The following is a 14,001-nucleotide window of genomic DNA, read 5'->3' on the forward strand; positions in this document are numbered from 1 at the left end:
ACTCTTTCTCAAAGAATTTCCATGGTTTTGGAGGAAAAGCTGAGGAAAACGCCATTCTTAAGGAAAAACAAATGAGGATCTTTAAAAAACGGACCGCTTTTGTTTTATGCTGTTCTAGGAGAGTCGACAACTATGAACGTAACTTGCGCCATTCTTCTTCGGATAATTTTATGTATTTGTAGCAGGTACCTACAGAAACACCGCATTTCTCAGAAATATATTGAATCGTTTCTTTTTTCTCGTAGTACAAATGACGGATTTTTTTGATCGTCTTCGGATCGATCTTGGGACGACCGCCAATTTTGCCTTTTTTGCGGGCTTTGTTTAAGCCTACTAGCGTGCGCTCTTTGATCAATGAGCGTTCCATGATCGCAAGTCCTTCCATCAAATTGAAGTATACTTCACCCATCGGTTCACGCGTGTCGATGTTTTCTGCTAACGAAACCAAATGTAGTTCTCGCTGCTTTAATAGATCAGTAAGCTCGGTCAGCTGTCTGGTCGTTTTCCCTAAACGATGCAGTTCCGTAACAACTAAAGTGTCGCCGGGCTGCATCTGGGCCACCACTGACTCCAATGAATGATTTTCTTCACTTTCTTCCACGCTAAATGTCTCATGGAAAAATTCATGACACCCAAATTCTTCGAGCTTGTTTAATTGTTCACTTGTTGAGTTGTCGGTGATCGTTGAACGAGCATAGCCTATGATTTTCATAAACCCTCCTACCTTTCCCTTTTTATTGAATGTATCATAATTATTTCTTAAATGATAGGGTAATTTGCACAAAAAATAATAAAAATTAAGTCGATTGAAGAAAAATAACGAAAAAAAAGAGAAGCATTATTGCTCCTCTTTTTTGTTTCCTTTATCTAACGTGCTTGGTACTCGGGCCTTCAGGCAATCCGACAATGATCGTATGGACCATATCCAAAAACAGACCGTGTTCAACCACGCCCACTGTAGCATCTAATTCCTGTGCCAACTCAGTAGGAGCGGTGATCGTTTCTAGATGAAGATCGATGATGTAATTGCTACAATCGGTTTTTAACGGTTCGCCTTCTTCATTCAGACGCAGTTTTGGATGGTAGTTTTTCTTCTCGAACAGACGCAGCAGCTGTTGGCTGCCATAAGGGATCACTTCCACTGGCAACGGGAAGGCACCAAGTGTTTCGACCATTTTCGATTCATCAACGATCCACAAGACTTTTTTGGAGTTAGACGCCACGATTTTTTCGAATAAAAGGGCTGCACCGCCGCCTTTGATGCCATGATAATCCTTGCTGATCTCATCTGCACCGTCGATCGTTAGATCCACAGCGTCCACTTCATCGATGGTGCGAATCGGGATACCTAATCCTTCTGCTTGTTTTTTCGATGCCCAAGAAGTTGGGACACCCGTGATCGAAAGACCTTCTTCTTTTACACGTCGACCCAGTTCTTCAATCATATAGTAGGCTGTTGAGCCAGTGCCCAAGCCAACCACCATGCCATCTTTTACATAACTAGCCGCTTCAATGCCGACCATTTCTTTTAGGTTCATTTTCTTCCCGCCTTTTTTAAATAAATGCTTTGTCTCTATTATATAGGAAGAAGCGCAAAATTTGCGGATTTTTTCGTAACAGATTTCTTTTGAAAAAAGCTTAGGAGGATACTTGACAGGTAAGAATAAGCATGATATTCTATCAAAGGTGCTTTATCTACAGGTCTCTCGTTGGAGACGTGCTGACTGTCTATCAAAGCATAGTTGATATGAATGCAGAGAATGCATTATTTTTTATCGCAAAAAAAGAACCACCTGGATGTGTGGGACTATAAAGCGAATCAAGGAAGGAGGACAACTAGGGATGCCTACAATTAATCAATTAGTACGTAAACCTCGTAAATCCAAGGTTGAAAAATCAAATTCACCAGCATTGAACAAAGGATATAACAGTTTCAAGAAAGCTCAAACGAATGTTAACTCACCTCAAAAGCGTGGGGTAGCTACTCGTGTGGGAACTATGACACCGAAAAAACCGAACTCAGCTCTACGTAAATATGCGCGTGTTCGTTTGTCAAACTTGATTGAAGTGACAGCTTATATTCCAGGTATCGGACACAACTTACAAGAACACAGCGTGGTCTTGTTACGTGGTGGACGTGTAAAAGACTTACCAGGGGTACGTTACCATATCGTTCGTGGTGCATTGGATACTGCCGGTGTTAACGATCGTAAACAATCTCGTTCTAAATATGGTACAAAACGTCCTAAAGCTTAATCTTTAAGACAAACAGATCAAATGAATCTTATTTAAATCAGAACTGATATCTCGGAAGGAGGAGTTACGGATGCCTCGTAAAGGTCCTGTTGCAAAACGTGATGTTTTACCAGATCCTATTTATAACTCAAAATTAGTAACTCGTTTGATCAACCGTGTAATGGTTGATGGTAAACGCGGTGTTGCTGCAAATATTATCTACAATGCTTTTGGCATTATCAAAGAATCTACAGGAAATGATCCATTGGAAGTTTTCGAACAAGCAATGAAAAACATTATGCCTGTATTGGAAGTTAAAGCTCGCCGTGTCGGTGGTTCTAACTACCAAGTACCAGTAGAAGTACGTCCTGAACGTCGTACAACTCTAGGTCTTCGTTGGGTGGTAAACTACGCTCGTTTGCGTGGCGAACACACAATGGAAGAACGTCTTGCAAAAGAAATCATGGATGCAGCGAACAACACTGGTGCTTCTGTGAAAAAACGCGAAGACACACACAAAATGGCGGAAGCCAACCGCGCATTTGCTCACTATCGTTGGTAAGATCCTCACTGCTTTTTATTGGAAGGTACTGAGACAACCTTAGCTTAAGTTAAGTAAGAATGAGAGGGGAACAACCTAGAATGGCAAGAGAATTTTCGCTAGAAAAAACTCGTAATATCGGGATCATGGCCCACGTTGACGCTGGTAAAACAACGACAACTGAACGTATCCTTTATTACACAGGTAAAATCCATAAAATTGGTGAAACACATGAAGGTGCTTCTCAAATGGACTGGATGGAACAAGAACAAGAACGTGGAATCACAATCACTTCTGCTGCGACAACTGCGCAATGGAAAGAAAACCGCGTAAATATCATCGACACACCAGGACACGTGGACTTCACAATCGAAGTGCAACGTTCATTGCGTGTACTTGATGGTGCTGTAACTGTGTTGGACTCACAATCAGGTGTAGAACCTCAAACAGAAACAGTTTGGCGTCAAGCGACAGATTACCGCGTACCGCGTGTTGTATTCTGTAACAAAATGGACAAAATTGGTGCAGACTTCTTATACTCTGTATCAACTTTACATGATCGTTTACAAGCAAATGCTCATCCAATCCAATTACCAATTGGTGCGGAAGATGACTTTACTGGTATTATCGACTTAGTAAAAATGAAAGCTGAAATCTACACAAATGACTTAGGAACTGAAATCCAAGAGACTGAAATTCCTGAAGAATATGTAGAATTAGCTGAAGAATGGCGCGAAAAATTAATCGAAGCTGTTGCTGATACTGATGAAGAACTAATGATGAAATTCTTGGAAGGTGAAGAAATCACAGAAGAAGAATTGAAAGCTGGTATTCGTCAAGCAACATTGACTGTTGACTTTTTCCCTGTTCTTTGCGGATCTGCCTTTAAAAACAAAGGGGTTCAATTGATGTTGGATGCAGTCATCGACTACTTGCCTTCACCACTTGATGTTCCTGCGATTAAAGGGATCAATCCTAAAACAGACGAAGAAACTGATCGTCCGGCTGACGATGAAGCACCATTTGCTTCATTAGCATTTAAAGTAATGACTGACCCATTCGTAGGTCGTTTGACATTCTTCCGTGTGTATTCAGGTATCTTGAACTCTGGATCATACGTATTGAATGCTTCAAAAGGCAAGCGCGAACGTATCGGTCGTATCCTACAAATGCACGCCAACACTCGTGCTGAAATCCAAACAGTATACTCAGGCGATATCGCCGCTGCTGTTGGTTTGAAAGACACAACAACTGGGGATACACTATGTGATGAAAAATCACCAGTAATCCTTGAATCAATCGAATTCCCAGAACCAGTTATCGAAGTCGCTGTTGAGCCTAAATCAAAAGCTGACCAAGATAAAATGGGGGTTGCTTTACAAAAACTTGCTGAAGAAGATCCATCATTCCGTGTGGAAACAAACGCTGAAACAGGCGAAACTGTTATCGCTGGTATGGGAGAACTTCACTTGGACGTCTTAGTTGACCGTATGCGTCGCGAATTTAAAGTTGAAGCAAACGTAGGTGCGCCTCAAGTTTCTTATCGTGAAACATTCCGTGCAGCAACACAAGCGGAAGGTAAATTTGTACGTCAGTCTGGTGGTAAAGGTCAATACGGTCACGTATGGGTCGAATTTACACCAAACGAAGAAGGTAAAGGCTTCGAATTCGAAAACGCGATTGTCGGTGGTGTGGTTCCTCGTGAATACATCCCAGCAGTTGAAAAAGGACTTGAAGACTCAATGGCGAACGGTGTCTTAGCCGGTTACCCATTAGTAGACATCAAAGCAAAACTTTATGATGGTTCATACCATGATGTCGATTCAAGTGAAACTGCCTTCCGTGTTGCAGCTTCTATGGCTTTACGTGCTGCAGCGAAGAAAGCAAACCCAGTAATTCTTGAACCAATGATGAAAGTAGTTATCACTGTACCAGAAGATTACTTAGGTGATGTTATGGGTCACGTAACTGCTCGTCGTGGACGCGTAGAAGGAATGGAAGCACACGGTAACTCACAAATCGTGAACGCAATCGTGCCATTAGCTGAAATGTTCGGTTACGCAACAACACTTCGTTCATCAACACAAGGTCGCGGTACGTTCATGATGACATTTGATCACTATGAAGATGTACCTAAATCTGTTCAAGAAGAAATCATCAAGAAAAACGGCGGCAAAGCTGAATAATTGATGGAAGTATAGGAAATTAAGTAAAAAGCTATATTTTTTTCTGAGTTTCGTGTACAATATTATCGATGATAAGGGATGGGGAGCTGCGGCTCCCTACCTATCAAATATAAAAAATAAACTGCATTTTTAGGAGGAACATTTTAAAATGGCAAAAGAAAAATTTGACCGTTCTAAACCCCACGTAAACATTGGTACGATCGGACACGTTGACCATGGTAAAACTACACTTACAGCTGCTATCACAACTGTATTATCTAAAAAAGGTTTGGCTCAAGCTTCAGCTTACGACCAAATCGATGGCGCTCCAGAAGAACGCGAACGCGGAATCACTATCTCAACTGCTCACGTTGAGTACGAAACTGAAGCACGTCACTATGCTCACGTTGACTGCCCAGGACACGCGGACTACGTTAAAAACATGATCACTGGTGCTGCTCAAATGGACGGCGCGATCTTAGTAGTATCTGCTGCTGATGGTCCTATGCCTCAAACACGTGAACACATCTTGTTATCACGTAACGTTGGTGTACCATACATCGTTGTTTTCTTAAACAAAATGGATATGGTTGATGACGAAGAATTACTAGAATTAGTTGAAATGGAAGTTCGTGACTTATTGTCAGAATATGACTTCCCAGGCGACGATGTTCCTGTAATCGCTGGTTCTGCTTTGAAAGCTCTTGAAGGCGATGCTTCATACGAAGAAAAAATCATGGAATTAATGGCTGCAGTTGACGAATACGTTCCAACTCCAGAACGTGACACTGACAAACCATTCATGATGCCAGTCGAAGACGTATTCTCAATCACTGGACGTGGTACTGTTGCTACAGGCCGTGTTGAACGTGGACAAGTTCGCGTTGGTGACGAAGTTGAAATCGTTGGTATTGCTGAAGAAACTGCTAAAACAACTGTAACTGGTGTTGAAATGTTCCGTAAATTGTTAGACTATGCTGAAGCAGGGGATAACATTGGTGCATTGCTACGTGGTGTTGCTCGTGAAGACATCCAACGTGGACAAGTATTGGCTAAAGCTGGTACAATCACACCTCATACAAAATTTAAAGCTGAAGTTTACGTTTTAACAAAAGAAGAAGGTGGACGTCACACACCATTCTTCACTAACTACCGTCCTCAGTTCTACTTCCGTACAACTGACGTAACTGGTGTTGTTGAATTACCAGAAGGAACTGAAATGGTTATGCCTGGTGATAACGTAACAATCGACGTTGAATTGATCCACCCAATCGCTATCGAAGACGGAACTCGTTTCTCAATTCGTGAAGGCGGACGTACTGTTGGTTCAGGCGTTGTAACTTCAATCCAAGCTTAATTTGATTGATCGAAGAGCAAAAGCGTACGCGCTTTTGCTCTTTTTTTGACTCTTGTAGAAAAAAGCCGCTCTCTCTAGCGTGGATGAATCCGTTACGGTTCATCGAAGCTAAAGAGAGCGGTGCTTTTTATTTTATTAGATTTTGCTTCTTCAAGAAGGCGTCAAATCCTTGGTCAGGACGATTGCTGTAAAAGCCAGCGAATTTTTCTGACCATGGTTTGGTCTCGCGGGCTTCTCCAAAAGCAGTCATCGTTTGATCGTACGCTTCGATCGCCTCATAAGAATAGTCCTGATAATGGTTGTAATGAATGACCGCTTCTTCTGGCAAGCGAGGTTTGACCTTCATTTCTACGATTGGTTTACCGATGCTCAAGCCAGCCACAGGATAGACATATTCTGGTAAGTGCAACAATTCAGCGATTTTGGCGCTGTCTTTGCGGACACTGCCAGAAATGACGGTGCCTAAGCCCAGTGATTCAGCAGCGATCGCACCAGATTGCAAAGCGATGCTGGCATCAGTGGTGGCGATCAATAGTGGCTGATAGCCCTCATCGATTGGATAGGGAGTCTGTTTTTCGTCAGCAACTTTTTTGGTTCGATTTAAATCAGCTAAAAATAGCAGAAAGAGTGAACTTGCTGCGATATGAGGATTGCCAGGATTCCATTCGACCATTTGTTGGCGGATCTGCGTGTCGTCGATCACTAAGATCGAATAGGCTTGCCCGTTCATCCAGCTAGGTGCTTGACGAGCCGCAGTCAAAATCGCGGATACTTGCTCATGGCTCAAGCGGTAGTCAGGGTCAAATTGTCGGTAAGTGCGGTGATTGTGCAAAAGCTCAATGGTTTCGTTCATAGGTTTGCTCCTTTAACTGTTGGGTGATTTTTGTGAATCGTTCTTGAAATAGCGGTAAATCATCTTTGGCTAAGCGGGTATAGTTCAAACGCAAGCCATTCGTATCGTTACTGAAAAGAAACGCAGGTGCTACTAAACAATCGTTCGCCAAAAAGAGTGACCAATCTTTGCGAGTCAATGTGCGGTGACGCCAAGTCAACCACAGGTAAAGACCACCTTTCGTCGGCTGCCATTGCCAATCCTCCTGAAATGCCTGCAAGAGTTGGAGTAAGTCTTGCTGACGCTGGGACATTTCTGCAAGCAGTGTCCGCTGTTGCTGGTGGTAATCAAAGGAGCGTAAGGCGATGTTGGCAAGGACTTGCGGGAAGATCGTGGTATCGATCGCCATCCGTTTTTTCGCTTGGGCAAATTGGTCGGCTAACGCTTCTGGCACCAAAAGCCAGCCGATTTTGATGGATGATCCTAGTAATTTGGAAAGCGAGCCTAAATAAATGACGGTTTCGGGAGCCATGGATTTTAGCTTGGGCGGTACTTTATCAAAAGCCAACTCGCTAAAAACATCGTCTTCTATGATCGGTACTTGGTAGGTCTGGCAAAGGCGGATGATCGCTTGGCGCCGATGGTCACTCATAGTATGACCCGTTGGATTTTGGAAGGTGGGATTCAGATAGACGAATTTGATCTTCTTTTCCTTCAACACTTTTTCCAATGCCGCAGGCCGCATCCCTTCGCTATCTTGCTTGATCCCGATCAGCTGGACATTCATCGTGGAAAACAAGGGGAGAGAGAACAAGAAAGAAGGGTCCTCTGTCGCGATACAATCCCCCGCATGCAATAAGACTTGCATTAGCAAGGTGATTCCTTGTGTCGATCCAGCAGTGATCACTAGTTTTTGTCCGTTGGTGGGCAAATTGAAGGAATCAGCAAGGTGCTGCAATAAGATTTCTTGCAAAGGTTCATAACCCGTCGGTAATACTTTGGTGCTTTCCTTGCGAATCTCTTCCCAGGTAAAGGCAGGAAACGTGAAATCGGGGATCAGATCGGCAGGTAGATCACCTGTGTACAGATCCAGCACATCTTTCTCGGTGCGCAAATGCTGAATCTGTTGAACGTAAGGGTCTTGCTGCAGATAAGGGCTGCTTAAAGACGAGCGCAAATAAGAAAGTGGCGTTTGGCGGTTCCCCCAACGACCTTCCAATACACGAGAGCCGCTGCCTTGTTTTCGTTCGATCCATCCTAAGCTTTTCAATTCATCTAACGCTTTGACGACGGTGGAACGATTGACGCCAAAAGTCTGGGCGAGGCTGCGCTCTGGTGGCAAACGATCCCCAGGTCCATAGATTCCCGCTTGGATCTCTTCGATAAAATGAGTCACGATCTGCTGGTAAATCGGTTGTTTCTTCTGTTTGTCGATACTTGATGAAGCCATCCTGCACCACCTTTTTCAATTGGATGGTTTAAAAATAAGCCAAATGGCTCTTTTCGTCAAGGGGAAGATTGACTATACTTAGCAAAAAGCACAAGGAGATGAGGAAGATGGAAAAAGTCCTATCAATTGCTGGGTCGGATTCAACCGGAGGTGCCGGTATCGAAGCAGATTTAAAAACATTTCAGGAATATGGTGTCTTTGGTTTTGCCACGATCGCTTCGATCGTCACGATGGACCCACAAGCAGGTTGGAGCCATGAAGTAACGGCGATGGAAACAGCGCTTGTCGAAAAACAAATGATCTCTGCTTTTGCAGGTGATCCGATGGATGCTCTAAAAACGGGCATGTTAGGCAATGAAGACAATATTGTCCAAGCTGCGCAGATGATCCAACAGCAGCAAGTCAAAAATGTGGTGATCGATCCTGTCATTGCTTGCAAAGGGACTGCAGAAATCTTACAGCCAAAAAGCGTCGATGCCATCATCACGCATTTGTTGCCGTTAGCAGATGTTGTCACCCCCAATTTAGTAGAAGCGGGGATTCTTTCAGGTTTGGGTGATTTGACGAGTGTGGAAGCCATGAAGCAAGCTGCTGAAAAAATCCATGAATTAGGTGCTAAATACGTCGTGATCAAAGGGGGGCATCGCTTGCCAGGAGCAAAAGCCGTTGACCTCGTTTATGATGGGCAATCCTTCCTCTTGTTAGAAAGTGAAAAAATCGCTACCGATTTCAATCACGGGGCAGGCTGCACCTTTTCAGCTGCGATCGCTGCTGGTCTTGCAAAAGGCAAACCCATCGTGGAAAGCGTTCGGTTAGCGAAAGCCTTTGTCACAGCGGCAATCAAAGAAGGAGTGGTGATCAATCCTTATGTCGGTCATGTGTGGCATGGTGCCTATACCCACGCCCAAGACCGTATGGAGAAAAAAGCGCAGCAATAGCAGGTTTTCTTCTATAATAAATAGGAAATGAAGAAGTGCTTAAAAGAAGCGGTCAACGCTTCTTTTTTTGTGTTACGAAACCAAAAGAAATTTCCTGAAAGAAATGCAAAAGAATCCCGGTTTTTCCATAAAAAAAGCTTGCAATCAATGTTTATCCGTAATATAATCATAAAGGTGCTGTTTACGTAAATACGTAAGTCACACTGGCAGCAAAGAAATTTTCTGCCGGCTACGAAACGAGAGGTTGCGACACGCCCGGACGCTTTGCCATGGACGAGCGTGACGGAAAATTTTCGTGGAGCTATGTCTACTTTTCAAAATAGGCGAAGGAGGGAAAACAATGGCAAAACAAAAAATTCGTATCCGTTTAAAAGCGTATGAACATCGTATTTTAGATCAATCAGCGGATAAAATCGTAGAAACTGCAAAGAGAACTGGAGCTGGCGTATCTGGTCCAATTCCATTACCAACTGAACGCAGCTTGTACACGATCATCCGTGCGACGCACAAATACAAAGATTCACGCGAACAATTCGAAATGCGTACACACAAACGTCTAATCGACATTGTGAATCCAACACCAAAAACTGTTGATGCTTTAATGAAGCTAGACTTGCCAAGCGGTGTTAATATCGAAATCAAACTATAATAATTAAGATGGAGGTGTAATCATGACCAAAGGAATCTTAGGGAAAAAAGTGGGAATGACTCAAATCTTCACTGAATCTGGCGAATTGATTCCAGTAACTGTAGTAGAAGCTACACCAAACGTAGTGCTACAAGTGAAAACAATCGAAAATGACGGCTACGAAGCAATTCAAGTCGGCTACCAAGATATGCGTGAAGTTTTGTCTAACAAACCTGCGAAAGGTCATGTTGCAAAAGCAAACACGGCTCCTAAGCGCTTCATTCGCGAATTCAAGAATGTAGAGCTAGAGGGCTTAGAAGTAGGATCAGAAATCAAAGTTGATATTTTTGAAGCAGGAGACATCATCGATGTAACCGGCACTTCGAAAGGTAAAGGATTCCAAGGCGTTATCAAACGTCACGGACAAAGCCGCGGACCAATGGCTCACGGTTCTCGTTACCACCGTCGTCCTGGATCAATGGGTCCAGTTGCACCTAACCGTGTATTCAAAAACAAACGTCTTGCTGGACGTATGGGCGGAAATCGCATCACGATCCAAAACTTGGAAATCGTACGCGTAGACGCAGAACGCAACGTTATCTTGATCAAAGGTAATGTACCTGGCGCGAAAAAATCATTGATTACAATCAAATCAGCTGTGAAAGCTAAATAAGTAGATAGGAAGAAAGGAGGAACTAAGGAATGCCGAATGTAGCATTATTCAAACAAGATGGAAGCCAAAATGGCGAAATTACATTGAACGAAGAAATCTTCGGAATCGAACCAAATGAATCAGTTGTCTATGATGCAATCATCATGCAACGCGCTTCATTAAGACAAGGAACACACGCTGTGAAAAACCGCAGTGCCGTTCGTGGCGGTGGCCGTAAACCATGGCGCCAAAAAGGAACTGGACGTGCCCGTCAAGGTTCAATCCGTTCACCACAATGGCGTGGAGGTGGCGTAGTCTTCGGACCAACACCACGTTCATACAGCTACAAACTTCCTAAAAAAGTTCGTCGCTTAGCAATGAAATCTGTATTGTCAGAAAAAGTTGCTTCAAATAACTTGGTAGCAGTAGAAGGATTAAGCTTTGATGCTCCAAAAACAAAAGAATTCAAACAAGTTTTAGCTAACTTGACAATTGACTCTAAAGTATTGGTAGTTTTAGAATCTGAAAACGACTTTGCCGCTTTATCTGCGCGCAACTTGCCAAAAGTTTCTGTAGTTACTGCTGATAACATTAGTGTTTTAGACATCGTTTCTAACGACAAAATGTTAGTGACACAAACTGCTCTTACTCAGATCGAGGAGGTGCTTGCATAATGAACTTACTAGACGTTATTAAACGCCCAGTGATCACTGAAAAATCAATGCTTGCCATGGATGACAAGAAATACACTTTTGAAGTGGACACAAAAGCTAACAAAACTTTAGTAAAACAAGCTGTAGAAGCTGCCTTTGACGGAGTGAAAGTGGCAAACGTGAACATCATCAACGTTCGTCCGAAATTCAAACGCATGGGTAAATATGCAGGATATACAAAAAAACGTCGCAAAGCTGTTGTGACTTTAACTGAAGATTCTAAAGAAATCCAAATTTTCGAAGCTGCTGAATAAGCAACTCACGCATAAACTTTACATGGGAGGGAAAAAGACGTGGCGATTAAAAAGTACAAACCTACCACGAACGGCCGTCGTAATATGACAAGTTCTGATTTCGCTGAAATCACAACTTCAACACCAGAAAAAACATTGTTAGCTCCTTTGAAAAACAATGCTGGTCGTAACAACAACGGACGTATCACGGTTCGTCATCAAGGTGGCGGTCACAAACGTCAATACCGTTTGATCGATTTCAAACGTAACAAAGACAACGTCGTTGCTACGGTTAAAACGATTGAATATGATCCAAACCGTTCTGCTAACATTGCGTTAGTACATTACGAGGATGGAGTAAAAGCATACATCTTAGCACCTAAAGGATTAGAAGTTGGCATGACTGTCGTTTCTGGTCCAGATGCAGATATTAAAGTAGGGAATGCATTACCACTAGAAAACATTCCAGTCGGTACTGTTATCCACAACATCGAAATGAAACCTGGTAAAGGTGGACAATTGATTCGTTCAGCTGGAACAAGTGCTCAAGTACTTGGTAAAGAAGGCAAATACGTATTGATCCGCTTGAACTCTGGTGAAGTACGGATGATCTTAGCATCATGTCGTGCAACAATCGGTTCTGTTGGTAATGAACAACACGAATTGATCAACATCGGTAAAGCCGGTCGTTCTCGTTGGATGCGCAAACGCCCAACTGTACGTGGTAGCGTAATGAACCCTAATGATCACCCACACGGTGGTGGTGAAGGTAAAGCACCAATCGGACGTAAAGCACCAGTTTCTCCTTGGGGACAACCTGCACTTGGTTACAAAACACGTAACAAAAAAGCAAAATCAGACAAACTTATCGTTCGTCGTCGTAAAACTAAGTAATATACTTGACCGTGTGTCGCACATTTTGAGAGGAGGTACACCATGGGTCGTAGTTTGAAAAAAGGACCTTTTGTCGATGACCATTTGATGAAAAAGGTCGAAGCACAAGAAGGCGCTGAAAAGAAAAAAGTGATCAAAACTTGGTCACGTCGTTCTACAATTTTCCCTAATTTTATCGGATTTACAATTGCTGTGTATGATGGACGGAAACATGTACCAGTTTACATCCAAGAAGACATGGTAGGACACAAATTAGGTGAATTTGCACCAACAAGAACTTATCGCGGACATGCTGCCGATGATAAGAAAACAAGACGCTAATTTTGAGGGGAGGATATCCAAAAATGGCAGAACAAATCACATCAGCGAAAGCAACTGCTAAAACAGTCCGCGTTTCTCCTCGTAAATCTCGTCTAGTTATTGACTTAATCAGAGGGAAAAGCGTTGCTGAAGCAATCGCGATCTTAAAGTTCACACCAAATAAAGCAGCTGGAATCATCGAGAAAGTCTTGATGTCAGCTATTGCCAATGCAGAAAATAATTTTGACTTAGATGTTGAAAACTTGATTGTTTCTGAAGCATTCGTAAACGAAGGACCAACGATGAAACGTTTCCGTCCACGTGCGAAAGGTTCAGCTTCACCGATCAACAAACGTACAAGTCATATTACTGTAGTCGTATCAGAAAAATAAGGAGGGACAATCAGTGGGTCAAAAAGTACATCCAATTGGAATGCGTGTAGGCATCATCCGTGACTGGGATGCTAAATGGTATGCTGAAAAAGAGTATGCTGAATTTCTACATGAAGATTTGAAAATCCGTAAATTTATCGCATCTAAACTTGCTGATGCCGCTGTGTCTACAGTTGAGATCGAGCGTGCAGCAAACCGCGTGAATATTTCAATCCACACAGCTAAACCAGGTATGGTTATCGGTAAAGGCGGATCTGAAGTCGAAAACCTAAGAAAAGAATTAAATAGCCTAACTGGCAAACGAGTTCACATCAACATCGTTGAAATCAAAAAACCAGATTTAGATGCTAAATTAGTAGGCGAAGGAATCGCACGTCAATTAGAAAACCGTGTTGCTTTCCGTCGTGCGCAAAAACAAGCGATCCAACGCACAATGCGTTCTGGCGCTAAAGGAATCAAAACACAAGTTTCTGGCCGTCTAAATGGTGCGGATATCGCTCGTTCAGAAGGTTACTCAGAAGGAACCGTTCCACTTCATACATTACGTGCGGACATTGATTACGCATGGGAAGAAGCAGATACAACATACGGAAAACTAGGAGTTAAAGTGTGGATTTATCGTGGAGAAGTTCTTCCAACTAAAAAGAACACTGAGAAAGGAGGGAAATAAA

At 42.9% G+C, this 14,001-nt stretch carries 17 protein-coding genes; 13 read left to right on the forward strand and 4 right to left on the reverse strand.

Annotated elements, in window-relative coordinates:
• Positions 1 to 130: 130 nt before the first annotated feature.
• Together CO692_RS09200 and rpiA are read right to left on the reverse strand one after the other, a co-directional pair.
• Positions 131 to 712: a recombinase family protein gene (locus tag CO692_RS09200; protein ID WP_096742100.1), complete on the reverse strand. Its 582-nt coding sequence runs from the start codon at positions 710 to 712 to the stop codon at positions 131 to 133.
• A gap of 151 nt (positions 713 to 863) precedes the next feature.
• Positions 864 to 1,538, reverse strand: coding sequence for a ribose-5-phosphate isomerase RpiA (gene rpiA / locus CO692_RS09205; protein ID WP_005226875.1), 675 nt, complete (start codon positions 1,536 to 1,538; stop codon positions 864 to 866).
• Between the two features lie 304 nt (positions 1,539 to 1,842).
• Between rpiA and rpsL the strand changes: the two genes are divergently transcribed.
• From rpsL to tuf, 4 genes are all read left to right on the forward strand, one after another.
• Positions 1,843 to 2,256, forward strand: coding sequence for a 30S ribosomal protein S12 (rpsL, locus tag CO692_RS09210; RefSeq protein ID WP_003127956.1), 414 nt, complete (start codon positions 1,843 to 1,845; stop codon positions 2,254 to 2,256).
• A gap of 70 nt (positions 2,257 to 2,326) precedes the next feature.
• A complete protein-coding gene (rpsG, locus tag CO692_RS09215) occupies positions 2,327 to 2,797 on the forward strand; it encodes a 30S ribosomal protein S7 (protein WP_003127957.1) in 471 nt (156 codons plus the stop codon).
• Positions 2,798 to 2,877: 80 nt separating this feature from the next.
• A complete protein-coding gene (fusA, locus tag CO692_RS09220) occupies positions 2,878 to 4,962 on the forward strand; it encodes an elongation factor G (protein ID WP_005226900.1) in 2,085 nt (694 codons plus the stop codon).
• Between the two features lie 148 nt (positions 4,963 to 5,110).
• Positions 5,111 to 6,298: an elongation factor Tu gene (tuf, locus tag CO692_RS09225; protein ID WP_005226902.1), complete on the forward strand. Its 1,188-nt coding sequence runs from the start codon at positions 5,111 to 5,113 to the stop codon at positions 6,296 to 6,298.
• Between the two features lie 127 nt (positions 6,299 to 6,425).
• On the opposite strand, the gene CO692_RS09230 is transcribed toward tuf, so the two are convergent.
• Together CO692_RS09230 and CO692_RS09235 are read right to left on the reverse strand one after the other, a co-directional pair.
• Positions 6,426 to 7,151, reverse strand: coding sequence for a nitroreductase family protein (locus CO692_RS09230; RefSeq protein ID WP_096742101.1), 726 nt, complete (start codon positions 7,149 to 7,151; stop codon positions 6,426 to 6,428).
• Entirely contained in the window at positions 7,135 to 8,580 is a 1,446-nt protein-coding gene (locus CO692_RS09235) for a PLP-dependent aminotransferase family protein (RefSeq protein ID WP_096742102.1), read from the reverse strand. Before CO692_RS09235 ends, CO692_RS09230 begins: the two co-directional genes overlap by 17 nt.
• A 107-nt stretch (positions 8,581 to 8,687) precedes the next feature.
• On the opposite strand from CO692_RS09235, the gene thiD reads away from it, so the two are divergent.
• The 9 genes from thiD (at position 8,688) to rpsC (ending at position 14,000) form a co-directional block, all read left to right on the forward strand.
• Complete coding sequence (thiD, locus tag CO692_RS09240) at positions 8,688 to 9,518, forward strand: bifunctional hydroxymethylpyrimidine kinase/phosphomethylpyrimidine kinase (RefSeq protein WP_096742103.1); 831 nt, start codon at positions 8,688 to 8,690, stop codon at positions 9,516 to 9,518.
• Positions 9,519 to 9,858: 340 nt separating this feature from the next.
• Positions 9,859 to 10,167 (forward strand): 30S ribosomal protein S10, encoded by a 309-nt coding sequence (rpsJ, locus tag CO692_RS09245; protein WP_003127966.1) that lies wholly within the window; start codon positions 9,859 to 9,861, stop codon positions 10,165 to 10,167.
• A gap of 22 nt (positions 10,168 to 10,189) precedes the next feature.
• Positions 10,190 to 10,819, forward strand: coding sequence for a 50S ribosomal protein L3 (gene rplC / locus CO692_RS09250; RefSeq protein WP_003127967.1), 630 nt, complete (start codon positions 10,190 to 10,192; stop codon positions 10,817 to 10,819).
• Positions 10,820 to 10,848: 29 nt separating this feature from the next.
• Entirely contained in the window at positions 10,849 to 11,472 is a 624-nt protein-coding gene (rplD, locus tag CO692_RS09255) for a 50S ribosomal protein L4 (protein WP_005226910.1), read from the forward strand.
• Positions 11,472 to 11,765, forward strand: a complete 294-nt coding sequence (locus CO692_RS09260; RefSeq protein ID WP_005226911.1) for a 50S ribosomal protein L23 — start codon at positions 11,472 to 11,474, stop codon at positions 11,763 to 11,765. Before rplD ends, CO692_RS09260 begins: the two co-directional genes overlap by 1 nt.
• Before the next feature lie 39 nt (positions 11,766 to 11,804).
• On the forward strand, positions 11,805 to 12,638 hold the full coding sequence (gene rplB / locus CO692_RS09265) for a 50S ribosomal protein L2 (protein ID WP_005226912.1): 834 nt from the start codon (positions 11,805 to 11,807) through the stop codon (positions 12,636 to 12,638).
• A 42-nt stretch (positions 12,639 to 12,680) separates the two neighbouring features.
• A complete protein-coding gene (rpsS, locus tag CO692_RS09270) occupies positions 12,681 to 12,959 on the forward strand; it encodes a 30S ribosomal protein S19 (protein WP_005226914.1) in 279 nt (92 codons plus the stop codon).
• A 23-nt stretch (positions 12,960 to 12,982) separates the two neighbouring features.
• Positions 12,983 to 13,330 (forward strand): 50S ribosomal protein L22, encoded by a 348-nt coding sequence (rplV, locus tag CO692_RS09275; RefSeq protein WP_003127973.1) that lies wholly within the window; start codon positions 12,983 to 12,985, stop codon positions 13,328 to 13,330.
• Between the two features lie 13 nt (positions 13,331 to 13,343).
• Positions 13,344 to 14,000 carry a 30S ribosomal protein S3 gene (gene rpsC, locus CO692_RS09280; protein ID WP_005226916.1) on the forward strand — a complete coding sequence of 219 codons (657 nt, stop codon included), beginning with the start codon at positions 13,344 to 13,346 and terminating at the stop codon, positions 13,998 to 14,000.
• Position 14,001: the final 1 nt, after the last annotated feature.

The sequence above is a fragment of the Enterococcus sp. FDAARGOS_375 genome (assembly GCF_002393265.1).
Classification (GTDB): Bacteria; Bacillota; Bacilli; order Lactobacillales; family Enterococcaceae; genus Enterococcus_D; species Enterococcus_D innesii.